The sequence below is a fragment of the Caulobacter sp. GW821-FHT05F04 genome (assembly GCF_059419665.1).
In genome coordinates, this window is sequence record NZ_JBWKSF010000003.1 from 337,457 (window position 1) to 360,380 (window position 22,924).

Below are 22,924 nucleotides of genomic sequence, written 5' to 3' on the forward strand. Positions count from 1 at the left end.
AATAACGCGACAAAAGGACGCATGCTTAACGCTTCGCTCGTCCCTCGTCGCTAGAGTGCGCGTAACTCAGAAAAGCACCTAACGGGGAACCAACGTTATGAACGCCGCGCAAAGCGTGGTCGGGCGTCGTCGCCTGAGCCAAGCCGAGCTCGACATGATCGTAACGGCGCACGAGAAATTCGTTACCGGCAAGCAGGGCGGCAAACGCGCCTCCCTACGCTTCATGCAGCTGTCGGGCCTAGATCTGTCGTTCCGGAATCTGACTGACGCGGACCTGACCGCTTCCGTCCTCGAAAATTGCCGCATGGTCCGCACCAAGCTGGACCGCGCCAGCCTGTTTGGCTGCGACCTGCGCAAGAGCGACATGCGACAGGCCTCGCTGGTCCGCGCGGATCTGCGCGGCGCCTGCCTGCGCGGCGCCAACCTCGCCCAGGCCGACCTGACCCAGGCCGACTTCCGCGAAGGTCAGATCGCCATCCCGCATCCCCGCAAGGGCCTCGAAACCATGCGCCACGAAACCCGCCAGGGGGAGGTGGACGAGGTCAACTTCTCGGGCGCCACCCTGGACGGCTCGCAGTTCGAGGGCGTCTCCGCGTTCAAGGCCGACTTCAGCGACTGCTCGCTGAGGGGCGCCAAGCTGGCGGGCGCGAACCTCAAGGAAGCCAATCTGGTCGGGGCCATCCTCGACGGGGCCGACGTCAAGGGCTGCAATCTCGAAGGCGCGAACCTGTCGGGCGCGGTGATGGCCGGGGTGGACACCTCCACGGCCCGCACCAGCGGCGCCAGCATGACCGGCGCGGTGGTCACGGTGACCCGCGAGGCGATCGGCAAGGCTCAGGAACTTTACAATCGCTGCCTGGGCAACCAGCGCTGGTGCCAGACCGGCGGCAAGGAGGGCGCGGCCGCCCGCCTGGACGGCGAGGACCTGCGTCCGCTGGGCGACAAGCTGAAGGGTCTGCGCCTGACGGCGATGAGCGCCAAGGGCGCCTGCATGGTCGGCCTGGATCTCTCGGGCGCTCAGCTGCAGGGCGCGAACCTGCAGAACGCCGACCTGCGCATGGCCAACCTGACCAAGGCGGATCTGCGCGGCGCCCGGTTGACCGGCGCCAACCTGACCAAGGCGGACCTGCGCCAGGCCTTCCTGTCGCCGCTGCCGCTGGGGCCGGCGCGCCAGACCCAGTCGAACCTGCAGGGCGCGCGCATACGCTACGCCCTGGTCCAGGCGGCCGATCTCAGCGAAGCCGTCTTCGACGGCGCCGACCTGCGCGGCTCGGACTTCACCGGCGCTCGGGTGGCCAAGGCCAGTTTCCGCCAGGTGGATCTGAGCCAGGTTCAGGGCCTGGATTTCTCGCTGCCCTGAACGGAAAAAGGCGGCGCATCGCTGCGCCGCCCAAGTTCAGAGGGGATTGAGGGGAGACTGGGAAGAGGCGCCGCCGTTAGGCGGCCTTTTCGCCTTCGATCAGGGTCGAAGCGGCTTTCGACTTGATCTCCACCGTGCGGGGCTTGAGGGCTTCGGGCAGTTCACGCTTCAGCGCGATCGACAGCAGGCCGTTCGACAGATCGGCGTCTTCGACGATCAGGTAGTCGGTCAGCTGGAACTTGCGCTCGAAGTTGCGCTCGGCGAGCCCGCGGTGCAGGTACTGCTTGGCGTCGCCGTCATTGGCGGCCTTGCGGCCGGTGACGGTCAGCAGGTTTTCCTTCACCTCGACGGTCAGTTCGTCCGGCTTGAAACCGGCCACCGCGATCTCGATGCGGTAGTCGTTCTCGCCGGTGCGTTCGATGTTGTAGGGGGGATAGCCCGAGGCCGCTTCGGTGCGGGCGGCGGCGTCCAGCTGGTCGGCGAGGCGGTCGAAGCCGACGAGCGAGCGGTACAGGGGCGAAAGGTCGATCGTACGCATAGGGTCAGATCCTTCTCTTCAAGCAAGGTCTTCGAATGTTTCGTCCCGTCGGCGACCCGAAATCGGCATCGCCAAGTGGTCCGGAAGGCCCGGGTGTCCAGCGCCTTCGTGAAAATAGTTGGTGAGCGGATTCCCGGGTTCAAGGGGGCGCAAGCTCGCAGAACGTGAATCGTTTGACGCACCGGCCGCCCCGGCTAAGGTCGCCGCCTCCGTTATGCCGAAGGACACGTCCCCATGCCGCTTCGCCGCCACATGCTGTTGCTCGCCGCCGCCATCACCCTGGCCGCGCCCGCCGCCTTCGCCTCGACCGACCAGGCCCTGAAGGCCGCCGTCGCCTCGCCGACCCGTCCCGCCGGCGATGTCGCCCGCGACGGCGCGCGCCACCCGATCGAGAGCCTGACCTTCTGGGGCCTGAAGCCCAAGCAGACCGTGATCGAGATCTCGCCCGGCGGCGGCTACTGGACCGAGATCCTGGCGCCCTACGCCAAGGCCACCGGCGGGACCTACGTCGCCGGCGTCGCCGATCTGTCGAACCCCAAGATTTCGGAAGGGGCCAAGAAGGGGCGCGCCGACTTCGAGGCCCGCTTCGCCGACATGGCCAGATACGGCAAGCCGCAATTCGTCAATTTCGGCGCCCAGTCGGGCCCGTTGGGCGCGCCCTGTTCGGCCGATCTCGTGCTGACTGCCCGCAACGTCCACAACTGGACCCAGGCGCCGGGCATGGCCGACAAGGTGTTCGCCGACTTCTTCGCCGTGCTGAAGCCCGGCGGCGTGCTGGCCGTCGAGGATCACCGCGCCGATCCGCGCTCGGAAAAGGACGCCGGCGCCGACGGCTATCTGAACACCGCCACCGTGATCGCCCTGGCCGAGAAAGCTGGTTTCAAGCTGGACGCCAAGTCCGAGATCAACGCCAACCCCAAGGACACCAAGGACCACCCCTTCGGCGTCTGGACCTTGCCGCCGACCAAGCGCACCGCGCCGGGCGGCCAGCCGGCCAATCCGAACTTCGACCGCGCCAAATACGACGCGATCGGCGAGAGCGACCGCATGACCCTGCGCTTCCGCAAGCCCGCCTAGGTTTGACCCGCCTGACTTTGGTCAAGGTCGGCTGGCAGGCTGGCTGCATTACGGGGGAATGATGCTTCCAGCTCGGTATTGGTCGCGGCGAGGAGTCCTGGCGAGCGTTGGCGCGCTGGGACTCTCGGCCTGCGGCAAGAAGAACGACCCGGCCAAGACCGAGGCCAAGGCGGCCCAGAAGGCCGGGCCGGCGACCATCGAGGCGGTCGTGGCCGGCGACTGGCGACCGCCCGCCGACCGCGCCCGCGACGCCTGGCGCCATCCGGTCGAAACCCTGAAGTTCTGGGGGCTGAAGCCCGGCCAGACGGTGGTCGAGTTCTGGCCCGGCGCGGGCTGGTACACCGACATCCTGGCGCCTTTCCTGGCCGAGACCCACGGCAAGCTCTACGAAGCCGAACTGCAGACCGACGATCCGTCGGAGCCGGCCGCGGCGGAGATCGTCGAGGCCTACCGTCGCAAGCTGTCGGAAAAGAAGAAGATCTACGGCGAGGTGACCTTCACCGCCTTCGGCCCGACCAGCGGTCCGGTGGCCCCGGCGGGGACGGTCGACCTGGTGCTGTTCCTGCGCAACCTGCACAACTGGATGGCCGGCGGCATCGCCGAGAAGGCCTTCAAGGACGCCCTGGCGGCCCTGAAGCCGGGCGGTATCCTGGGCGTCGAGGAGCACCGCGGCGAGCCGGGCCGGGTGCAGGACGTGCTGGCCGCCGACGGCTATGTGCAGCAGGACTACGTGATCCAGATGGCCAGGGAGGCCGGTTTCGTCCTAGCCGGGACCAGCGAGATCAACGCCAACGCCCGGGACACAAAGGACCACCCGTTCGGCGTCTGGACCCTGCCGCCGACGCGCCTTTCCGCACCCCGTGGGGAGCCGGCCGAGGCTGGCTTCGACCATTCCAAATATGACGCCATCGGCGAAAGCGACCGCATGACCCTCAAGTTCGTGAAGCCCAAATGAAACGCGCCGCTTCGCTGATCCTGATCGCCGCCCTGGCCGCCTCCACGCCCGCCTTGGCCGAGAAGACCGCGCCGGCCTCCAAGGTGCTGCCGTTCCTGGACCGCTATCTCAAGGTTCCGGCCGCCGAACGAGCGCGGGTCAAGCTGTCCTACGCCCTCAAGCGCGACGGCAAGCCCGCGTCGAACCTGAAGGTCGTCATGGTGGAGAAGAACGGCGCGCGCACGCCGCTGCCGGTCAACGCCGACGGTTATTTCGACAGCCTGCCGACCTTGTCTCAGCTCGACGGCGACCCGACCCTGGTTCTCGACGTGCCATCCGACGCCAAGATGGGCTCGATGATGAACTTTGGCGCTCAACTGAAGCCGGCCGCCGAGTATGACGCCCGCGAGCTGGTCGCGACGGTCAACGAGGCCAACACCGTGATCGGCAAGGCCGCCGGTCCGATGGCGTTCATGGCTCCGAAGATGACCGGCGTCGCCTTTCCCAAAGCCGACGGCGGCGTGGCGATCTTCGCCGATGGACACATCGCGTCGCTGCCGCGGGCAGAAGGGACGCCCTATTTCCGTCCCGCCGATCATCAGGGCGCCGTACGGGTAAAGTTGACAAAAACGCCAACTAAGGTCGGGTTCTACGACGGGAAGAAATAAGACCCTGGGTCGTCTGAACGGTGTTTACTTAACAGGACGGCCCGGTCTAGCTATTCGCCACACTTTTTCGCGCAGAGGGAGATCGCGCTCATGGCCACGCTTCAGGAAATCACCGATCGCATCAAGGGCGCCGTGGGCGACGACAGCGGTCTCGGCAAGAGCCTCAAGTTTGATCTGAAGGACGCCGGCGTCATCCATATCGATGGCGGCTCGGTGACCAACGAAGACAAGCCCGCCGACCTGACCATGACGCTCAGCCTGGACGATCTGCTGGCCATGGGCGCCGGCTCGCTGGACCCGACCATGGCGGTCATGACCGGCAAGCTGAAGCTGTCGGACATGGGCACGGCCATGGCGCTGCAGCCCAAGATGGGCGCGCTGTTCGCCAAGATGCGCTAACTTGAGATGACGGAAGAACCGGCGCGTCTGGTCTCGATTCCCGAGGCTCCGGTTCCCGATCACGGCCCAAATTCGACTGGGGCCGAATGGTTTAGCGGCGCGGATGGGGCGACCCTCCGCGCCGCGACGTTTTTCCCGCAAGGGCCCGCGCGGGGTTCGGTGGTGGTCAGCCCCGGACGCAGCGAGCCGATCGAGAAATATTTCGAGGTCGTCGAGGACCTTCTGAGCCGCGGCTTCGCCGTGCTGCTGCATGACTGGCGAGGGCAGGGGCTGTCGGCCCGCGGCCTGCCGGACCGCCTCAGGGGCCATGCCCGGGGCTTCAAGACCTTCATTTCCGACCACAAGGCGCTGCTCGACGCGTTCGAGGCGCGGATGCCCAGACCGTGGATCGCCGTCTCCCACTCGATGGGCGGCTGCCTGACCATGCTGGCCCTGGCCCATGGCGAGACCCGTTTCGACGCCGCCGTGCTGTCCGCGCCGATGCTGGGCCTGAACACCGCGGGCGTGCCGCCCTGGCTGGCCAGGCCCCTGGCCTGGACGATGTCGCGGGTCGGTCTGGCCGGCGACTATGTGTCCGCCGCCTACGACCCGCTGGTCCAGACCTTCCAGGGGGACGCCCTGACCCATGACGAGACGCGCTTTGATCGCTACCAGGCGCAGCTAAGGGCCGATCCTGAGATCGCCCTGGGCGGCATGACCTGGGGCTGGGCCGACTTCGCGATCTCGGCCTGCGCCTGGTTGCGGGGAAGCAAGGGCGTCGAGAAGATCCAGATCCCCGTGACCATCGTCGGGGCCGAACTGGACAACCGCGTGCTGAACGCCGACGCGGAGTCGATCGCCCGCCGCATCCCCAAGGGCCGCTATGTCGAGGTCCCGGGCGCGTTCCACGAGATCCTGATCGAGACCGATCCCCGCCGGGCGCTGTTCTGGAAGACCTTCGACGAGGCGGTCGATCCGGTCGCTCCGCGCGAGCCGTTTATTTCGCCGAACGCTTCAGACTGACCAGGGCCTCGTCCAGCGGGCGGCGATCGCCCGAGATGACCATCTGGCCGCCGTTCGGGCCGACCGGCTCGCCGCGCCAGTTGGTGACCAGGCCGCCGGCGCCCTCGATCACGGGGATGGCGGCCTCGATGTCCCAGGATTTGAGGCCGGCCTCGATGACCATGTCCATCTTGCCCATGGCGACCATGGCGTAGGCGTAGGCGTCGCAGCCCAGGCGGGCCAGCTTGGCGGCCGAGCGCACCTGCAGCCAGGCGCCGCGTTCGGCTCCGTCGAAGCAGGCGTCGGGATCGGTGGTGGCGATGACGGCGTCGGTCAGGTCGGCGCATTCGCGGACCCTGATCGGCGTCTCCCGGCCCTGCGCCAGCAGGCGCGAGCCGCCGGCGTGGCCGATGAACAGCTCGCCGACATAGGGCTGGCCGATCGAGCCCAGCACCGGGCGACCCTGATGGCGCAGGCCGACCAGGGTGGTCCACAGCGGCAGGCCGGAGATGAAGGCGCGCGTGCCGTCGATCGGGTCCAGCACCCAGACGAACTCTGCGTCCGGACGGTCCTCGCCGTACTCCTCGCCGATCACGCCGTGCTCGGGGAACCGCTCGCCGATCAGCTTGCGGATCGCCGCTTCCGCGCCGCGGTCGGCCTCGGTCACGGGGTCGAACGCCGCGTGGCTGTCGCGCGGGAGGTTCTTGCCGGCTCCCTTGTCCTCCAGGCCATGGTCGGCCCGGAACAGCGGCAAGATCGCATCCGCGGACGCGCGGTTCAGATCGATGATGAAGGCGTCGAGCGCCGTGAGCCGGTCAGCGGAAAGCGTCATGAGCGGGGGTTTAGCGCCCCCGCCTCACGTAAGCTACCGTTGTCAGGCGTCCGCGTGCTCGGGACCGCCGCCGTTCAGCGATTTGGCCAGGTCCAGCAGGCGACGGCGCGGACGCTCGCCCAGCAGGTAGTAGGCGCGGATCAGGTCCAGCGTCTCCTTGCGAGCGAACATCTCGCCCCCCTCGGCCGACTCGCCGGCGGCCTCGCGGCGCACGTCCGACAGGCCGTCGTAGAAGTAGCCGACCGGCACTTCCAGGGCCTCGGACAGTTGCCACAGACGCGCGGCGGAGATGCGGTTGGCGCCGCACTCGTACTTTTGAATCTGCTGGAATCGCACGCCGACGGCGCCCGCCAGTTGTTGCTGGGTCAAACCCAGCAGACGACGGCGGCGACGCAGGCGTTTGCCCAGGTGCGTATCGATGTCGTTACCCATGGAAGCCGTGCCCCCTAGCTTTCTCGAGCCGTCCCGAAACGGAACGGCCTGGGCTGACAGCCGCAAGTCGCGTGCCGGGCAAGAGCGCGTTGGTCCAGAGCGCGCGCGGCTTCGCCGCCTAACGCGCTCTGGGCGACGTTGCGCGAGATATGCGAGACAGCCTACTTAGGACCTATGTCGGATAAGCGTCAGCCCTGGGTTCAGGACATTCTGTGGCGGTTGGAGGCCCTGGGCTTCGACCTCTTTATCGGCGCTGTGCGTCTGATGGGCGTGGACCGCGCTTCGGACTTCGGCGGCTGGCTGGGCCGCACGTTCGGGCCGCTCAGCGGCGCGCACAAGGTGGCGACCCGCAATCTGAAGCTGGCCTTTCCGGAAAAGGACGCCGCCTGGCACGCGCGGATTCTGGACGAGCAATGGGAGGGCCTGGGCCGCTCGTTCGCCGAGTTTCCGTTGATGGACAAGATCCTGCCGTCCACCGGCCGGGTCGAGGTGGTCAATGCCGAGCGCCTGGCGCAGATCGCCGAGCAGAAGACGCCGGTGGTGTTCGTCTCCGGGCACCTGTCGAACTGGGAGGTCATGCCGGCGGCCATCGTCGACAGCGGCGTGATCTGCGAGATGACCTATCGCGCGGCCAACAACCCCTATGTCGACAAGCGCATCCGCGACAGCCGCTTCCGCTACGGGGTGCGGCTGTTCGCGCCCAAGGGCGGCGACGGGTCCCGCGAACTGCTGAAGGGCATGATGGAGGGACGGTCGGTCGCCCTGATGAACGATCAGAAGTTCAACAGCGGCGTGGCGGCCCCGTTCTTCGGCCACGACGCCCGCACCGCGCCGGCTCCGACGCGGATGGCGATCCGTTTTGGCACGGTGCTGCAGCCGATGTCCGTGCAGCGGTTGAAGGGCGCGCGGTTCCGGGCGGTGGTGCACGCGCCGATCGTCCCGCCCAACACGGGCAACCGCACGGCCGACATCGAGGCCGGGGTGCGGATGATCAACGCCTTCATGGAAGACCGCATCCGCGAGCGGCCGGCCGAGTGGTTCTGGGTTCACCGCCGCTGGCCGAACGAGGTCTATGCGGAACTGGCCGAGCGCGAACGCGCGGCCCAGGACGCCAGCGCCTAGAGCCCTTTAGCAGGCTCTAGATCTCCAGCGTGTCGGCAGGCGCGTCCTTCTCGCCGGAGCGGCGGAAGGGGCCGCTATAGTGCGGGTCGACGCGACGGCGGCGGCAGGGGCCGAAATAGTCCCCCGAACGGATGAACGGCCGCGGGTGGAAGATCACCGTGTTGATCCGGTCCAGCAGCGAGCGGGCCGTCACCGGCTTGACCACCACCTCGGTCACCCCGGCGTCGCGGGCCTCGAACACGCGGTGACGCTCGGCGAAGCCGGTCAGCATGATGACGGGCAGGAACGGGTCGACGCTGTCGGGCGAGTTGCGGACCAACTGGGTGAACTGCACCCCGTCCAGGGGGGTCATCTTGAAGTCGACGATGGCGATGTCGGTCTGCCAGTCGCGCAGGATCTGCAGGCCCTCGGCCCCGTCCATGGCTTCACGGATGTGCCGAACGCCCACGCCCTTGAGGATCGCGGAGACGATCGACCGGATGTGCTGGTTATCATCCACCAGCAAAAAGCGCAGCTTTTCGAACGCCGCCGACATGCGGAAGCCGCCTCCTCAAATCATACGGGAAGATCGGAACCCCGAAGCCGCTCCCCCGCGTCTCCATGTCCCGATGCGGCGGCATAGCTACCTAAGGATTGAAATTCGCGCCAGGGGCGAAATGCCAGAATTTCAAGCGCGGAAGGGGCCGGCGCCGACCAGCAGTGACGGGTCGAGATTGCGGCCGCGCCACTTCATGCGCCAGCACAGATGCGGCCCGGTCGCCCGGCCTGCCTTTCCCGTCTCGGCGATCAGCTGGCCCTGCTTGACGTAAGTGCCCGCCGGGACGAGGATTTTCGACAGGTGAAGATAGGCGGTGACCAGGCCCTGGCCGTGATCGACCAGGACGAGACCGCCTTCGTAGTGCAATCCGGTCTCGGCGAAACACACCAGGCCGCCGGCTGGCGCGCGCACCGGCGCGCCCACGGGCGTGGCCAGATCAACCCCATAATGGGGACGTTTGGGCTCGCCGTTGAGGATGCGCTGGCCGCCGAACCGGGCTGAACGCCGCGCGCTTGCAACCGGAAGTATGAAGCCGTCGCGGAATCCCTCCAGGTCGACCTGGCTGGCGAAGCCGGCCACCTTGCGCAGGTTCTCGGCGGTGATCCGCTCCAGCAGCGCCGGGTCGGTCGGCGTCACCTGTTCGGGCGGCAGGCCATCGATGCGCTGGACGTCGAAGTCGCCGATCGCGACAGCCCGCTCGTCGGAGGCCGAGCCGTCGGGCGTGGTGATCGTCATCTTGCTGGTCGGCGGCGCATCGCGGTCGAAGCCTATCACGAACCAGCCCTCCGCCGAGGCGGTGGTCAGCACCTGGCCGTCGAGATCGATCACCGCGCGAGGCGTGGTGCGGCCCACCGCGTAGCCGCCCTGGACGAACCGGCCCGTCAACGACAGGCCGGGCGCGGCGGCGCGGGTCGTCGTCGTGAGGGCGGCCGAGAGCGGAAGCGCGGCGAGGACCGCGCGGCGGCTCAGGCTCCCTGCCAACGCTTCAGCGCCTCGGCGGGACCAGCATAGGCTTCCTGGTGCTCGGGGCTCCAGTAGCGCAGGCCCTCCAGCGGGATCTGCTTGTTGGTGATGGCGCACAGCACGAAGCGGCCGGGGCTGAGCACGGCGTACTCGCCGTCGCCATAGTGCAGGACGGCCAAGCCGTCGGACTTGCCGAGATCACGATCGAAAGCGTTCATGGCTCTTACTCTACGCCAATGCGGGGCTTCAGAACAGATCGCCCTGATCGGTCTTCGGCGCCGCCGGCTTGGGGCGGGGCTTCTGCGCGGGGACGGACACCGGCGCTGGCGGTGGGACGAACCCGCCTTCGCCGTCTATCACCGCGTCGCGGTCGCCGCTCTTGAACTTCAGGTTCACGCGTTCGCCGGAGACAAGGTCGGCCGCCGAACGCGCCAGCGTTCCGTCGCCCTTGCGGACCAGGGCGAAGCCCAGTTCCAGCGGCCGCTCGGGGTTCAGCGACTGGCGCAGCTTTTCCAGGCTGGACAGGCGGTCGACATCGCGCTGCAGGCGACGTTTCCCCGCCGCGTTCAGGCGCTGCCACAGGGCGGGCAGGCGAGCGTGCTGGGCGACGCGGTCGGGCGCGCGGCGGGCGGCCAGGTCCAGGCGGCGGCCAAGGTCGCCCACACGCTCGGCCTTGATGGCGCGCTGCCGGGTCAGCACCTCCGGCGTCAGGCGCGCGGTGACCTTCAGCAACTCTTGAGCGTGGACCGTCGTGTTGCGGTGCAGGGCCGCGTCGAGGCGTCCGGAGGCGATGTCGAAGCGCTGCTGGGCCAGGGCCAGGATGTCGTCGGGACGCGGCAGGCCGCGCGCGGCGCTGACCAGGCGCGTGCGGCGGTCCTCGATCAGGCGCGCGCCCGAGCGGTTCAGGCGGCGGTCGAAATCCGAGATCAGGGCGCGCAGCTCGGCCAGCACCGGCGTCGCCATTTCGGCGGCGGCCGTCGGGGTGGGGGCGCGGCGGTCGGAGACGAAGTCGATCAGGGTGGTGTCGGTCTCGTGACCGACCGCCGAGATCAGCGGGATGGTTCCCTCGGCCACGGTGCGGGCCAGGCCCTCGTCGTTGAAGGCCCAGAGGTCTTCGACCGAACCGCCGCCGCGCGCCACGATCAGGATGTCGGGGCGCGGCACGGGGCCGCCGGGTTGGATGGCGTTGAAACCCCGGATGGCCGCGCTGACCTGGCCGGCGGCGGCGTCACCCTGGACGACGCACGGCCAGACCAGCACCTGGCAGGGCCAGCGGTCGCGGATGCGATGGAGAATGTCGCGGATCACCGCGCCGGTCGGGCTGGTGATGACGCCGACCACGGCCGGCATCGAGGGCAGGGGCTTCTTGCGCTCGGGCGCGAACAGGCCTTCGGCGGCCAGCTTGGCCTTCAGGCGTTCGAGTTGCGCCAGAAGCGCGCCGACGCCGGCGGCTTCCATGCTGTCGATGACGATCTGGTAGCGCGAGCCGGCCGGATAGGTGGTGATCTTGCCGGTGACGATGACCTCGAGCCCATGCTCGGGCCGCACGCTCAAGGCCCGGACATTGCCCTTCCAGACCACGCCGTCGATCGCGGACTTGTCGTCCTTGATGGTCAGGTAGACGTGGCCGTTGCCGTGGTGAGTGACCTTGGACAGTTCGCCGCGCAGCCGCACGAAGCCGTAGCGGTCCTCCAGCGTCCGCTTCAGGGCGAAGGCCAGCTCGGAGACCGAATAGGGCGGGGCGTTGGAATCGTTCGGCGCGAGGTCCGTCATGCGTCCTATCTAGAACGTCCCCCGGAAATGGAAAATCCCGGGCAGTCGCGAGACCGCCTCGAGAAATGGAAAATCCCGGGGCGCGTGAGCGCCCCGGGATCCGCCGCCTGAGAGACTATTGTTGTTCTTAGATGTAGCGGCGAAGCGAACGGGCGAGCTCGGTGGCGCCGCCCTTCTTCTTGGTCTGCTGCGGCTGGTAGGCCACGCGGGCGTGCTCGATGCAGTAGGGGCCGTCCGACGAGCGACGGCCGCAGAAGGTGAAGCCGTCCGTCGAAGGATCGCCGATCGGCCACTTGCACATGTGCGCGCCCAGGGTCAGCACGGTGGCCGAACCCGGCTCCTCATGCCGGAAGGCCGGCAGCGATGGCGGCGTCGAGGCCGAGGCCGCCGGAACCGACGACGGCGCCTCGACCGGCGTCACGCGACGCGGCGCCGAGGGCATGGCCTGGGCGGCCGGACGCGCCGGACGCGGAGCCTTGAACGCCGGACGCGCCGGCTGCGAGGGGGCCGCGCGGCCCGAGAGGCCCAGGCGGTGCACCTTGCCGATGACGGCGTTGCGCGTGACGCCGCCCAGTTGTTTGGCGATCTGGCTGGCGGAAAGGCCGTCCAGCCAGAGCTTCTTCAAGGTCGAAACCCGTTCGTCGGTCCAGCTCATAACCCGTCTCCGCCGTTTGGATGGAGGTGAAGCGCGTCCCCACGCTCCTCACCCCATATCTGGTGTTCAAACCGCCCCGCCGGCGGTCGTCCTACTAGATATCGTAAAGAATGTGTTAAGGCGCACAATAGGCGGTAACGACTCTGTCCACAGAAACAAGATGTTGATTCCGGCAAGCCCAAGCTTGCGGAAAGGCGCCTCAGGGCGCACATGGCCAAGCAACACAACGGGTTGAGCGTATGAGAGACATGGCCGACAGCGTCATTCCGCCGCAGCCGCGCGACTATCACGGCTGGAATTGGTCCGGGTTCGCCACGCTGTATCAGCGCGAAATCCGCCGGTTCTGGAAGGTCGGCACCCAGACGGTGGCCGCGCCGGTGGTCACCACCTTGCTCTACATGCTGGTCTTCGTGGTCGCCGTGGGCGCCAGCCGGCCGGCCGTGGGCGGGGTGACCTTCGGCCATTTCGTGGCCCCGGGCCTGATCATGATGGCGATCCTGAACAACGCCTTCGCCAATTCGTCGTCGTCGCTGATCCAGGCCAAGATGATGGGCCTGACGCCGGACTTCCTGACGCCGCCGCTGTCGGCGCTGGAGCAGGTTCTGGGTTTCGCCCTGGGCGCGGCGACGCGCGGCGTCGTGGTTGGAGCCGTCACCGCCCTGGTCATCGGCGTGCTGCCGGGCGCGGGGCTGCAGCTGGCCCACCCCTGGGCCATCGTCTATTTCGCCGTGACGGCTTCGCTGATCCTGGGCCTGGCCGGCATTTTGGCCGGCCTGTGGGCCGAGAAGTTCGACCAGCTGGCGGCCGTGACCAACTTCCTGATCATGCCGATGACCTTCCTGTCGGGCACCTTCTACCTGGTCGACAAGCTGCCCGAGCCGTTCCGCTCGGCCAGCCATTTCAACCCGTTCTTCTATCTGATCGACGGCTTCCGTTACGGCTTCATCGGCCACGCCGACGGCTCGATCCTGATCGGCGTGATCAGCATGGGCGTGCTGACCGCGGGGATGTTCCTGTGGTGCTGGCGCCTGTTCGTCACCGGCTATCGCCTGAAGAGCTGAGGCCGCCGGCGTCGGCGAGCCGAAAACTCGTCGGTTTTTCAGCGGCCTTCACAGTCCGTTGATTGACAGGACGTCGTTCCACGGCGACAACCTGCGGCCTTCCGGTCCCCGTGCTCACGCGCGGGGGCTTCTTTCCTTTTTGGGAGGCCGGTCTTGAGCACCGCGACGTCGTCCAACCCCTCGCAGCACCACATCATGGGCGTCTACAACCGCGCCCCGCTGGCGTTCGAGCGAGGCCGAGGCGCGCGCCTGTTCTCTACGGACGGCGGCGAGTACCTGGACTGCGTGGCCGGCATCGCCACCGACGGCCTGGGTCACGCCCACCCCGTCCTGGTCGAGGCGCTGAAGACTCAGGGCGAAAAGCTCTGGCACGTCTCCAACATCTATCGGATCCCCGAGCAGGAAGAGCTGGCCGACAAGCTGTGCGCCCACAGCTTCGCCGACGTGGTGTTCTTCACCAACTCGGGCACCGAGGCGATCGAGTGCGCGCTGAAGACGGCCCGCAAGTATCACACCGCCAACGGCCAGCCCGAGCGGACCGAGATCTACGGTTTCGACGGCTCGTTCCACGGCCGCTCGTACGCGGCGGTCAACGCTTCGGGCAATCCCAGCTATGTCGAGGGCTTCGGTCCGCGCCTGCCGGGCTACAGCCAGCTGAAGTTCGGCGACCACGACGCCCTGAAGGCCGCCATCGCCAACCCGACCACGGCGGCGATCATCGTCGAGCCCGTGCAGGGCGAGGGCGGCGCGCGCTCGATTCCCGAGCACTGCCTCGTCAGCCTGCGCCAGCTGTGCGACGAGCACGGCGTCCTGGTGATCTACGATGAGGTCCAGTGCGGCATGGGCCGGACCGGCAAGCTGTTCGCCTACGAATGGGCTCCGGGCGGCGAGCCGCACATCATGGCCGTGGCCAAGGCCCTGGGCGGCGGCTTCCCGATCGGCGCCTGCCTGGCCACGACCGAAGCGGCCAAGGGCATGGTCGTGGGCGTCCACGGCTCGACCTTCGGCGGGAACCCGCTGGCCATGGCCGTCGGCAAGGCGGCCTTCGACACGATCAACACGCCCGAGATCCTCGACAACGTGAAGACCGTCGCCGGCTACTTCACCCAGCAGCTGAACGGTCTGAAGGATCGCTTCCCGGACGTCATCGTCGACATCCGCGGCAAGGGCCTGCTGATCGGGGTCAAGCTGATCCCCAACAATCGCGAGTTCATGGCCCTGGCCCGCGACCAGCACCTGCTGGTGGCTGGCGGCGGGGACAACTGCGTGCGCCTGCTGCCGCCGCTGAACCTCACCATCGAGGAAGCCAGCGAGGCGATCTCCAAGCTTGAGAAGGCTTGCGAGGTCGCTCGCGCCAAGGCCGCAGCCTAAAACACTCATCTCCGTCTTCCCGGCGAAGGCCGGAACCCAGATCAAGCCCGCTGACTTCCAGGATGACTCTGGGCCCCGGCGTTCGCCGGGGAGACGGGAATTAGGGATAGTCCGATGACTCAACCCCGGCACTTCATCGACCTGTGGAAGCTGGACGGCGCGACCCTGCGCCTGCTGCTCGACGACGCCCACGCCCGCAAGGCCGCCCGCAAGGGCTGGCCGCAGGGCAAGGTCGACGCCGACGCGCCGGCCAAGGACCGCGTGCTGTCGATGATCTTCCAGAAGAACTCGACCCGCACCCGCTTCTCGTTCGACGCGGCCATGCGCCAGCTGGGCGGCAGCGCCATCATCTCGACCTCGTCGGATATGCAGTTGGGCCGGGGCGAGACCATCGAGGACACCGCCAAGGTGCTGTCGCGCATGGTCGACGCGGTGATGATCCGCGCCAACAGCCACGCCGACGTCGAGCGCTTCGCCCAGGTCGCCACCGTGCCGGTGATCAACGGCCTGACCGACAAGAGCCACCCCTGCCAGATCATGGCCGATATCCTCACCATCGAGGAGCATCGCGGCCCGATCGCCGGCAAGACGATCGCCTGGGTCGGCGACGGCAACAATGTCTGCTCCAGCTTCATCCACGCCGCGCCGCTGCTGGGCTTTACGCTGAAGATCGCCTGCCCGGCGGTCTATCACGCCGACCTGCACGACCTGGCCCGCGCCGAGAGCCTGCAGGGCAAGGTGAGCATGACCACCGACGTCAAGGCGGCCGTCGCCGGGGCCGACGTCGTCGTAGCCGACACCTGGGTCTCGATGGGCGACACCGACCATGACGAGCGCCTGGCGGCTCTGGAGCCCTACCAGGTCGACGACGCCCTGATGGATCTGGCCGCCGGCGACGGCGTCTTCCTGCATTGCCTGCCGGCCCACCGGGGCGAGGAAGTCACCGACGCCGTGCTGGACGGCCCGCGCTCGCTGGTCTGGGACGAGGCGGAGAACCGCATCCACGCCCAGAAGTCCGTGCTGGCGTGGGTGTTCGGAGCGATCGGGTAGGGCAGTCGGGGCGGCGCCCTCGCAATTGTCACCCCCTCATCCTATCTAGCCTCCCCATGACCGACATCGCCTCCAATCCTGGCGTCCTCGACGACGTCGTTTCCGCATTCCAGATCGAAGGCCTGCCCGTGCGCGGCCGCGTGGTCCGCCTGGGCGACGCCGTCGACCAGGTGCTGACCCGCCACGCCTATCCGGAGCCCGTCGCCAACCTGCTGGGCGAGGCCTGCGCGCTGGCCGCCCTGGTCGGCTCCAGCCTGAAGTTCGAGGGCCGGCTGATCATCCAGGCCCAGGGCGACGGCCCCGTGCGCTACGTCGTGGTCGACTATGACACCAGCGGCGGCCTGCGCGGCTACTGCCGGTTCGACCCGGAGGAGGTCGCGGCCCTCTCGGAAGGCTTCACGCGTCCGGGCGCCAAGACCCTGCTGGGCGGCGGCGTGTTCATCATGACCCTGGACCAGGGCGCGGACATGGACCGCTATCAGGGTGTCACGCCGATCGAAGGCGAGACCCTGGCCCTGTGCGCCGAGCAGTACTTCGCCCAGTCGGAACAGACCCCGACCCGCGTGCGCCTGGCCGTCGGCCAGGTCGACACCGGCGAAGGGCCGAAGTGGCGCGCCGGCGGCATCCTGATCCAGATGATCGCGGGCGATCAGTCCCGCGGCGACACCCAGGACGCCTGGACCCACGTCCAGGCCCTGTTCGAGACCACGGGCGAGGACGAGCTGGTCGACCCGACCCTCACGACCCCGACCTTGCTGTGGCGGTTGTTCAACGAGGACGGCGTGCGGCTGCTGGAAGAAAAGCCGATGCGGGCGTTCTGCCGCTGCTCGGACGAGCGCATCGCCGTGGTGATGGACTCGTTCTCGGCCGAGGAAGTCGCCGACATGGTCGAGCCCGACGGCAAGATCCACGTGACCTGCGAGTACTGCTCGCGCGTCTACAAGCTGGACGCGCCGGCGGCGGCCTGACCGCCGGGCCCGAAGTCGTCACTCATAGACGACGGTGTAAGCGCCATTCGGTTCCTGGATCACGGTGGCCGTCGTCTCCGAGCGGCCGGTGAAGTCGATCGCGGCGTAGTCGTTCGATATCGCGTCCATGTCGATGACCTCGCCGGGCGTACAGGCGGTGTCGGCGACGTAGAACTTCACCACGGGCGTGATGTTGTATCGTTCGTTCGGCGCGGCGTTGAAGGTCGCGACGGGCGAGGGGATCGCGCCGCCGTTATCGGTAGCTAGGCCGAAGACGAAGTTGCTGATCGGCGTGAAGTCGCTGCTCGTCACGATCTGGAATGACCCGTTCTGCGCGTGACCGGGACTGCTCACGCCGGTGAACCCCGTCGCGCCCGTGTTGGTGAAGGTGACCGTGTCGTTCGTGCTTGAGTCCACGCCGATGACGCCTCCGGAGTCCAGCACGGTCCCGTGGTCCAAGCGATCAGCTGGCTGCCCCCAATAGGCATAGGTGTTTTCGGTGTAGGTCACCGAATCCCAGGCGCCATTCGTGATGTTCTCGAAGGTCGCCCAGGCGTTCGTATAGACTGGCGTGGAACCGCCACTGGACACCACGGTCGGTTGCTGCAGGAACGCCACGAACGACTTCGTGACCTGAGACTGATTGAAAATCTTGATGGTGTAGGTCGCCATCGCGGAGCCTCCCGGATCGTGGAGGCGCCTTCGCGTATCCGAGCCGCGTCGTGCTTCCCCCAAAAAATCCACTCCATTAACGCGTGAAGTGCTCCGGGATGCAATCTATGATTTTTGTGGCGCGACGCGAAACGGCTCCTAGTTCAGCTTCGCCGCCGCGCCGGGCAGGTGCAGCGAGAACTCCGGAATCTCGGCCTCGAACACCTCGCCCTGGTCGGTGACCATCTGATAGCTGCCCTTCATCGCGCCGGACGGCGTGGGCAGGGGGCAGTTGGAGACGTAGCGGAAGGCCTCGCGCGGCTTCAGTTCCGGCTGCTCGCCGACCACGCCCGAGCCCTCGACGTCGTTCACGCGGTTGAAGCCGTCGGTGATCGACCAGCGCCGCGAGATCAGGGTCACCGTCTCGGTCCCGTGGTTCTCGATCTCGACCGTATAGGACCACAGATACAGGCCCTGATCGGGCGAGGATTCCTCGGCCGCGTAGGTCGCGAAGACGCGCACGACGATGTCGCGCGTGCGAGCCTCGTAGGCCGCGCCGTCCTGGCCGCGACGGCGGCGCATCCGCTGCATCGGCGGGGAGGTTTCACGCCTGATCGAGCGCACGGATCACATCTCGCTGAAGGTCGGCCAGGCTTTCCAGGCCCACGGACAGGCGCACGCCGCCCTCGGTCACGCCCAGGGACGGGCGCAGTTCCTCGGGCACCGAACGGTGGGTGGTGGTCGGCGGGTGGGTCGCCATCGATTTGGCGTCGCCCAGATTGTTGGAGATGTCGACGATCTCCAGGGCGTTCAGGAACTTGAAGGCCGCCTCGCGCGAGCCGAGGTCCATGGCGATCACGGTGCCGCCGCCGCTCATCTGCGCCTTGGCGACATTGTGGCCGGGATGGTCGGCGCGGAACGGGTAGAGCACCCGCTGCACCTTCTTGTGCTCGGCGATGGTGTTGGACAGGGCCAGGGCGCTGTCGGCCTGGCGGCGAACGCGCAGGTCCAGGGTTTCCAGGCCCTTCAGCATCACCCAGGCGTTGAACGGCGACAGCGACGGGCCGGTGTGGCGCAGGCTGTCGCGGTAGAATTCCTCGTTGATCGCCTCGCTGGTCAGGATGGCCCCGCCCAGCACGCGGCCCTGGCCGTCGATGTGCTTGGTGGCCGAGTAGACCACCACGTCGGCGCCCAGTTCCAGCGGCTGCTGGAAGATCGGGGTGGCGAAGACGTTGTCGACGATGACCTTGGCGCCGACCGCGTGGGCCATCTCGGAGACGGCGCGAATGTCGGTGATTTCCAGGACCGGGTTCGAGGGCGTCTCGATCAGCACGGCCTTGGTGCCCGGGCGGATCGCCGCTTCCCATGCCTTCAGGTCGGTGGCGTCGACGAAGGTGGTCTCGACACCGAAGCGCGGCAGCCACTCCGACACGATCCAGCGGCACGAGCCGAACAGGGCGCGGCCGGCCACCACGTGATCGCCTGCGCGGACCAGGCCCATCAGGGCCGAGTGGATCGAGGCCATGCCGGTGGCCTGGGCGCGGCAAACCTCGGCGCCTTCCAGCAGGGCCAGGCGGTCCTCGAACATCTTCACGGTCGGGTTGTTGAACCGCGAATAGACGAAGCCCGGATCCTCGCCGGAGAAGCGGCGGTCGGCGGCCTCGGCGCTGTCATAGGTGAAGCCCTGCGTCAGATAGAGCGCCTCGGCGGTTTCCATGAACTGCGACCGCGCGATGCCCCCACGGATGAGCTTCGTCGCGACGTCCCAGTCTTTTGGATCCTCGGCCACGGGCCTTGCCTCTCTACGCTTGAAACCGCCGGCATAAGGAGCGGCGAGGGGGTCTTGGTCAAGCCTGAACGCCCCGTCCGCGAGCGGAGAATTGTCACGGGCGAAAATCACATTGTCTCAGGCGAACTGGCGTCTCTCCCGCCTTGCCTTTGTGTCGCGGTTTGGCGAGTGTCGCGCCGATGACCGACGCCCACGCCGCAGGGATTCTGCCCTGCCAGACCATCGAGGACCTGATCGTCGAAGAGGCGATCACCTCGGCCACGCCTTTCGACACCGACCAGGTGCAGCCCGCCAGCCTGGACCTGCGGCTGGGCGCGCGCGCCTGGCGCGTCCGCGCCTCGTTCCTGCCGGGCCTGGGCCGCCGGGTGGTGGAGCGTCTGAAGGACGTCGCCATGCACGAGCTGGACCTCACCAAGGGCGCGGTGCTGGAGAAGGGCTGCGTCTACATCGCCGAGCTGCAGGAGAGCCTGGCCTTGCCGGGCAATGTCTCGGCGCGCGGCAATCCCAAGAGCTCGACCGGTCGCGTGGACGTGTTCGTGCGCCTGCTGACCGACCACAGCCGCGCCTTCGACGACGTCGACGCCGGCTATGACGGTCCGCTCTATATGGAGATCGCGCCGCAGACCTTCTCGGTGCTCGTGCGCTCCGGCACGCGGCTGAACCAACTGCGTCTCAAGCGCGGCGAACCGGCCAAGCTGTCGATCAAGAGTGTTGGCGTGGACCTGACGCCGGGCCCGAACGGCCTGGTCGGCTTCCGCGGCCGCCGCCACGCCGGCGTCGTCGACCTGGACCACGAGGACGGCCACGACCCGCGCGACTATTGGGAGCCGCTAGAGGCTCGCCACGGCGAACTGCTGCTGGATCCGGGCGAGTTCTACATCCTGGCCTCGAAGGAAAACATCGAGATCCCCGTGCTGGAAGCGGCCGAGATGACCCCGATCGATCCTTCGGTCGGCGAGTTCCGCGTCCACTATGCCGGCTTCTTCGACCCCGGCTTCGGCACCGAGGAGGCCCTGGCGACGGGCTCCAAGGGCGTGCTGGAAGTGCGCAGCCACGAGACGCCGTTCCTGCTGGAGGACGGCCAGACCGTGGCGCGGCTGGTCTACGAGCCGCTGACCGCGCGCCCCGTCAGGCTGTATGGCGAAGGCGGCTCGCACTACCAGCGCCAGGGGCTGAAATTGTCCAAGCATTTCAAGGCGTGGAGCTGAGCTTCAGCGCGCTGAGGCGTTAGGTCGCGGGGCGTGTTCACTCGCGCCTTACCAGGCTACCGCTTACCTGAAGGTCCAGTTCTGGTCGGGCCTTGAGTATGTGCGTCGTGTTTGGAAGCGCCTGTCGCGCGAGGTCTGCCGCCTTTCCGAAGGCGCGCGGCTATGCCGTCCGGAGCCTGCACATGGGTGTCGCAGCCCCGCCGCGCGGCAACGCGCCGCACCACATCTAGTGGACAGTCGGTGCGGTTACACAAATTCTAGCCCTCGTCCTCGCCGGCGGCGACTCACCGAGTCGCTGGGTGGCGAGGCCGGTTAAATCTCCACGGAGGCCATCTTGGCCCGCATCGCACATGATCGGTTCCTGATCCTGCAAGGCCGCGTCGAGGCCTGGGAGCGGTGCGCGCGCATCCCTGGCTGCGACAAGGCCGTCTGGCGCCAGGACGCCGGGGGGCGGGTGATCCGCTGGGCCGACTTCGGTGATCGCTTCTCGCGTTACGGCTGGGAGGTGGTCAGTCGTCCGCGCCCTGGCGTGCTGGGCCGCGCCCTGTCGGTCAAGCGCCTGGAGGCCATCCACTGGCGCGGCCTGACCCGCAACGCGGCGCCGGCCGACCCGTTTCTGGACCGCGAGGCGGCCTGAAGCGCTGCCGAAAACGTCAGGCGCCATAATCTCTTAGATTGGGTTGCATGACAAAATGACAACTTTCCTTGACATGGTCGCATCTCGATGTGACAAGTATGCTTGTCAAATTGAGAGGGTTGCTTGTCATGGAAGATGCAAAGCCTAGGTGGCCTGGATATCTCCTGTTCTTCGCCGGCGTGGCGGCCTTGGCCGCCGTCCCGTTCTGGCTGGCCTATGCTCGTCCGTTTAAGGGACCGGCGATGCTGGTCGCGATCCTGGCCTGGGTCCTGGTCTACATGGCCTATATCTTTGTCGGCTCCTCGCGTTTGAAGGGGAATCGGATCGGCCCGGTCATGAAGCGCTATCGCCGCCGCCTGGGCGTGGCGATGATGGCCTACAGCGTCATCCTGATCGGTTCGCTGAGCCTGCTGCGCGGCGGCCATCTCACCGGACCGCTGCTGTGGCTCGTGGCCGCCGCGCCGGCGATCCCGATCCTGGGCGTGCTGGTCGTGATGGGCCTTTACCTGAAGGAAGAGCCCGACGAGTTCGAGCGCATGATCCATGTCGAGGCCATGCTGTGGGGCCTGGGCGCGGTCCTGGGGGTCTCCACCGTCTGGGGCTTCCTGGCCAATGCCGAGGTCGTGCCCAATCCGCCCCTGTTCCTGGTCTTCCCGCTGTTCTGCCTGGCCTGGGGCTTCAGCCAGCCCATCATCCGGAGGCGGTACCAATGAAGAACCGCCTGAAGGTCCTCCGCGCTGAACGCGACTGGAGCCAGGCGGACCTCGCCGAGAAGCTTCAGGTCTCCCGCCAGACCATCAACGCCCTGGAGACGGGCAAGTACGATCCCAGCCTGCCGCTGGCCTTCAAGATCGCTCGCCTGTTCGAGCAGCCGATCGAAGCGATCTTCCAGGACGACCTCTGAGCCAAGGCCTCAGAGCCGGCTCCCACCCACCGACTTTTCTTTCCAACCGCGTCCGGCGCCTGAGCGCCGGAGCCTTCCGCACGTCCCTATCCAAGGAGAACACACCATGTGCACGCCCATGCCGCGCTTCCGCTTCTTCGTCATGGTGATGGCCATCATGGCCGCCTGCGGCGTCTTCGGCCGCGCCCACGCCGCCACCCCGTCCGACGGCCGCATCACGGTCGCCGTCACGGGCACGGGTCCCGACGTCATCCTGATCCCCGGCCTGGCCTCGTCCGGCGCGGTCTGGGACGAGACCGTCAAGCAACTGGCCCCGACCCACCGTGTCCACGTCGTTCAGGTCGCGGGCTTCGCCGGCGCTCCGGTGGCCGGCAACGCCGAAGGGCCGGTCGTCGAGCCCCTGGTCGAGGCGGTCGACGCCTACATCAAGGTCAATCACCTCAAGTCGCCGGCCGTGATCGGCCACTCGATGGGCGGTTTTGCCGGTCTGCTGCTGGTCAGCCGTCACCCGGAGGACGTCAGCCGCCTGCTGATCGTCGACAGCCTGCCCTTCTTCTCGTCGCTGTTCTCGCCGGCCGCCACGGCCGAAGGCATGAAGCCCCAGGCCGCCGCCATGCGCGACGCCACCATCGCCATGAGCGCCGACGCCTTCGCCAGCCAACAGGCGATGACCCTGCCGCGCATGGTCAAGTCGCCGGACGGCCAGAAGGCCGCCCTGGCCTGGTCGGTCGCCTCGTCGCAATCGGTCGTGGCTCGCGTCCTGTACGACCTGCTGACCACCGACGCCCGGACCGACCTGCCAGCGATCAAGACCCCGACCACGCTGCTCTATCCCTATGACCCGGCCATGGGCGCGCCGACCGCGGTGATCGACAAGATCTATGCCGACGCCTATGCCGGCCTGCCGGGCGTGACGCTGAAGCGCATCGACGACAGCCGCCACTTCATCATGTTCGACCAGCCCAAGGCCTTCGCCGACGCGGTCGAGACCTTCTTGAAGTAGGGGGCGGCGC

27 protein-coding genes are annotated in these 22,924 nt (G+C 67.7%); 16 read left to right on the top strand and 11 right to left on the bottom strand.

From position 1 onward, the window contains the following. Positions 1 to 97 precede the first annotated feature (97 nt). Entirely contained in the window at positions 98 to 1,360 is a 1,263-nt protein-coding gene (locus AC07R7_RS10215; protein WP_494635069.1) for a pentapeptide repeat-containing protein, read from the top strand. A 76-nt stretch (positions 1,361 to 1,436) separates the two neighbouring features. Here AC07R7_RS10215 and AC07R7_RS10220 read toward each other — a convergent pair whose 3' ends face one another. Further along, positions 1,437 to 1,898: an Hsp20 family protein gene (locus tag AC07R7_RS10220; RefSeq protein WP_492839977.1), complete on the bottom strand. Its 462-nt coding sequence runs from the start codon at positions 1,896 to 1,898 to the stop codon at positions 1,437 to 1,439. 234 nt (positions 1,899 to 2,132) lie between these two features. Here AC07R7_RS10220 and AC07R7_RS10225 point away from each other — a divergent pair, with 234 nt between their 5' ends. From AC07R7_RS10225 to AC07R7_RS10245, 5 genes are all read left to right on the top strand, one after another. Further along, the gene (locus AC07R7_RS10225) at positions 2,133 to 2,975 is read left to right on the top strand and encodes a class I SAM-dependent methyltransferase (protein ID WP_494635070.1); all 843 of its coding nucleotides are present in this window, start codon (positions 2,133 to 2,135) and stop codon (positions 2,973 to 2,975) included. A gap of 58 nt (positions 2,976 to 3,033) precedes the next feature. Next, positions 3,034 to 3,930, top strand: coding sequence for a class I SAM-dependent methyltransferase (locus AC07R7_RS10230; protein WP_494635071.1), 897 nt, complete (start codon positions 3,034 to 3,036; stop codon positions 3,928 to 3,930). After that, positions 3,927 to 4,577: a DUF2987 domain-containing protein gene (locus AC07R7_RS10235; RefSeq protein ID WP_492887898.1), complete on the top strand. Its 651-nt coding sequence runs from the start codon at positions 3,927 to 3,929 to the stop codon at positions 4,575 to 4,577. Before AC07R7_RS10230 ends, AC07R7_RS10235 begins: the two co-directional genes overlap by 4 nt. Before the next feature lie 90 nt (positions 4,578 to 4,667). Next, positions 4,668 to 4,976, top strand: a complete 309-nt coding sequence (locus tag AC07R7_RS10240; protein WP_492887899.1) for an SCP2 sterol-binding domain-containing protein — start codon at positions 4,668 to 4,670, stop codon at positions 4,974 to 4,976. Between the two features lie 6 nt (positions 4,977 to 4,982). Beyond that, positions 4,983 to 5,978: an alpha/beta fold hydrolase gene (locus AC07R7_RS10245; RefSeq protein WP_494635072.1), complete on the top strand. Its 996-nt coding sequence runs from the start codon at positions 4,983 to 4,985 to the stop codon at positions 5,976 to 5,978. On the opposite strand, the gene hisN is transcribed toward AC07R7_RS10245, so the two are convergent. Beyond that, positions 5,953 to 6,789, bottom strand: coding sequence for a histidinol-phosphatase (gene hisN, locus AC07R7_RS10250; RefSeq protein ID WP_492887900.1), 837 nt, complete (start codon positions 6,787 to 6,789; stop codon positions 5,953 to 5,955). The two genes, AC07R7_RS10245 and hisN, sit on opposite strands and share 26 nt — an antisense overlap. A 42-nt stretch (positions 6,790 to 6,831) precedes the next feature. After that, positions 6,832 to 7,221, bottom strand: a complete 390-nt coding sequence (locus AC07R7_RS10255; protein ID WP_494635073.1) for a helix-turn-helix domain-containing protein — start codon at positions 7,219 to 7,221, stop codon at positions 6,832 to 6,834. Between the two features lie 174 nt (positions 7,222 to 7,395). On the opposite strand from AC07R7_RS10255, the gene AC07R7_RS10260 reads away from it, so the two are divergent. Next, entirely contained in the window at positions 7,396 to 8,343 is a 948-nt protein-coding gene (locus AC07R7_RS10260; RefSeq protein WP_492839984.1) for a lysophospholipid acyltransferase family protein, read from the top strand. Between the two features lie 16 nt (positions 8,344 to 8,359). On the opposite strand, the gene AC07R7_RS10265 is transcribed toward AC07R7_RS10260, so the two are convergent. The 5 genes from AC07R7_RS10265 to gcrA form a co-directional block, all read right to left on the bottom strand. After that, positions 8,360 to 8,878, bottom strand: a complete 519-nt coding sequence (locus AC07R7_RS10265) for a response regulator (RefSeq protein ID WP_492839985.1) — start codon at positions 8,876 to 8,878, stop codon at positions 8,360 to 8,362. A 132-nt stretch (positions 8,879 to 9,010) separates the two neighbouring features. Beyond that, positions 9,011 to 9,862 (bottom strand): M23 family metallopeptidase, encoded by an 852-nt coding sequence (locus AC07R7_RS10270; protein WP_494635074.1) that lies wholly within the window; start codon positions 9,860 to 9,862, stop codon positions 9,011 to 9,013. After that, positions 9,847 to 10,062: a DUF2093 domain-containing protein gene (locus AC07R7_RS10275; protein ID WP_494635075.1), complete on the bottom strand. Its 216-nt coding sequence runs from the start codon at positions 10,060 to 10,062 to the stop codon at positions 9,847 to 9,849. Before AC07R7_RS10275 ends, AC07R7_RS10270 begins: the two co-directional genes overlap by 16 nt. 28 nt (positions 10,063 to 10,090) lie before the next feature. Next, positions 10,091 to 11,617 carry an exodeoxyribonuclease VII large subunit gene (xseA, locus tag AC07R7_RS10280; RefSeq protein ID WP_494635076.1) on the bottom strand — a complete coding sequence of 509 codons (1,527 nt, stop codon included), beginning with the start codon at positions 11,615 to 11,617 and terminating at the stop codon, positions 10,091 to 10,093. 127 nt (positions 11,618 to 11,744) lie between these two features. Continuing rightward, positions 11,745 to 12,272: a cell cycle sigma 70 cofactor GcrA gene (gene gcrA / locus AC07R7_RS10285; protein ID WP_492887904.1), complete on the bottom strand. Its 528-nt coding sequence runs from the start codon at positions 12,270 to 12,272 to the stop codon at positions 11,745 to 11,747. 239 nt (positions 12,273 to 12,511) lie between these two features. Between gcrA and AC07R7_RS10290 the strand changes: the two genes are divergently transcribed. From AC07R7_RS10290 to AC07R7_RS10305, 4 genes are all read left to right on the top strand, one after another. Then, on the top strand, positions 12,512 to 13,333 hold the full coding sequence (locus tag AC07R7_RS10290; protein WP_494635077.1) for an ABC transporter permease: 822 nt from the start codon (positions 12,512 to 12,514) through the stop codon (positions 13,331 to 13,333). A gap of 153 nt (positions 13,334 to 13,486) precedes the next feature. Beyond that, positions 13,487 to 14,704, top strand: a complete 1,218-nt coding sequence (locus AC07R7_RS10295) for an aspartate aminotransferase family protein (RefSeq protein ID WP_494635078.1) — start codon at positions 13,487 to 13,489, stop codon at positions 14,702 to 14,704. 114 nt (positions 14,705 to 14,818) lie between these two features. Continuing rightward, positions 14,819 to 15,754: an ornithine carbamoyltransferase gene (argF, locus tag AC07R7_RS10300; RefSeq protein WP_494635079.1), complete on the top strand. Its 936-nt coding sequence runs from the start codon at positions 14,819 to 14,821 to the stop codon at positions 15,752 to 15,754. 56 nt (positions 15,755 to 15,810) lie between these two features. Beyond that, the gene (locus tag AC07R7_RS10305) at positions 15,811 to 16,722 is read left to right on the top strand and encodes an Hsp33 family molecular chaperone (RefSeq protein WP_492839993.1); all 912 of its coding nucleotides are present in this window, start codon (positions 15,811 to 15,813) and stop codon (positions 16,720 to 16,722) included. Positions 16,723 to 16,740: 18 nt separating this feature from the next. On the opposite strand, the gene AC07R7_RS10310 is transcribed toward AC07R7_RS10305, so the two are convergent. The 3 genes from AC07R7_RS10310 to metZ form a co-directional block, all read right to left on the bottom strand. Continuing rightward, positions 16,741 to 17,394 carry a RhiA family protein gene (locus AC07R7_RS10310; RefSeq protein ID WP_492887908.1) on the bottom strand — a complete coding sequence of 218 codons (654 nt, stop codon included), beginning with the start codon at positions 17,392 to 17,394 and terminating at the stop codon, positions 16,741 to 16,743. A 138-nt stretch (positions 17,395 to 17,532) separates the two neighbouring features. Then, positions 17,533 to 17,997, bottom strand: a complete 465-nt coding sequence (gene apaG, locus AC07R7_RS10315; RefSeq protein WP_125158662.1) for a Co2+/Mg2+ efflux facilitator ApaG/CorD — start codon at positions 17,995 to 17,997, stop codon at positions 17,533 to 17,535. Beyond that, on the bottom strand, positions 17,978 to 19,162 hold the full coding sequence (gene metZ, locus AC07R7_RS10320; RefSeq protein ID WP_492887909.1) for an O-succinylhomoserine sulfhydrylase: 1,185 nt from the start codon (positions 19,160 to 19,162) through the stop codon (positions 17,978 to 17,980). Before metZ ends, apaG begins: the two co-directional genes overlap by 20 nt. Before the next feature lie 179 nt (positions 19,163 to 19,341). Between metZ and AC07R7_RS10325 the strand changes: the two genes are divergently transcribed. The 5 genes from AC07R7_RS10325 to AC07R7_RS10345 all read left to right on the top strand — a co-directional run bounded on the left by AC07R7_RS10325 (position 19,342) and on the right by AC07R7_RS10345 (position 22,914). Further along, on the top strand, positions 19,342 to 20,370 hold the full coding sequence (locus AC07R7_RS10325) for a 2'-deoxycytidine 5'-triphosphate deaminase (protein ID WP_492839996.1): 1,029 nt from the start codon (positions 19,342 to 19,344) through the stop codon (positions 20,368 to 20,370). Positions 20,371 to 20,704: 334 nt separating this feature from the next. After that, entirely contained in the window at positions 20,705 to 21,007 is a 303-nt protein-coding gene (locus tag AC07R7_RS10330) for a hypothetical protein (protein WP_494635080.1), read from the top strand. A 128-nt stretch (positions 21,008 to 21,135) separates the two neighbouring features. After that, a complete protein-coding gene (locus tag AC07R7_RS10335; RefSeq protein WP_494635081.1) occupies positions 21,136 to 21,720 on the top strand; it encodes a hypothetical protein in 585 nt (194 codons plus the stop codon). After that, complete coding sequence (locus AC07R7_RS10340; protein WP_099576561.1) at positions 21,717 to 21,911, top strand: helix-turn-helix transcriptional regulator; 195 nt, start codon at positions 21,717 to 21,719, stop codon at positions 21,909 to 21,911. Before AC07R7_RS10335 ends, AC07R7_RS10340 begins: the two co-directional genes overlap by 4 nt. Positions 21,912 to 22,017: 106 nt before the next feature. Next, positions 22,018 to 22,914, top strand: coding sequence for an alpha/beta fold hydrolase (locus AC07R7_RS10345; RefSeq protein WP_494635082.1), 897 nt, complete (start codon positions 22,018 to 22,020; stop codon positions 22,912 to 22,914). Positions 22,915 to 22,924: the final 10 nt, after the last annotated feature.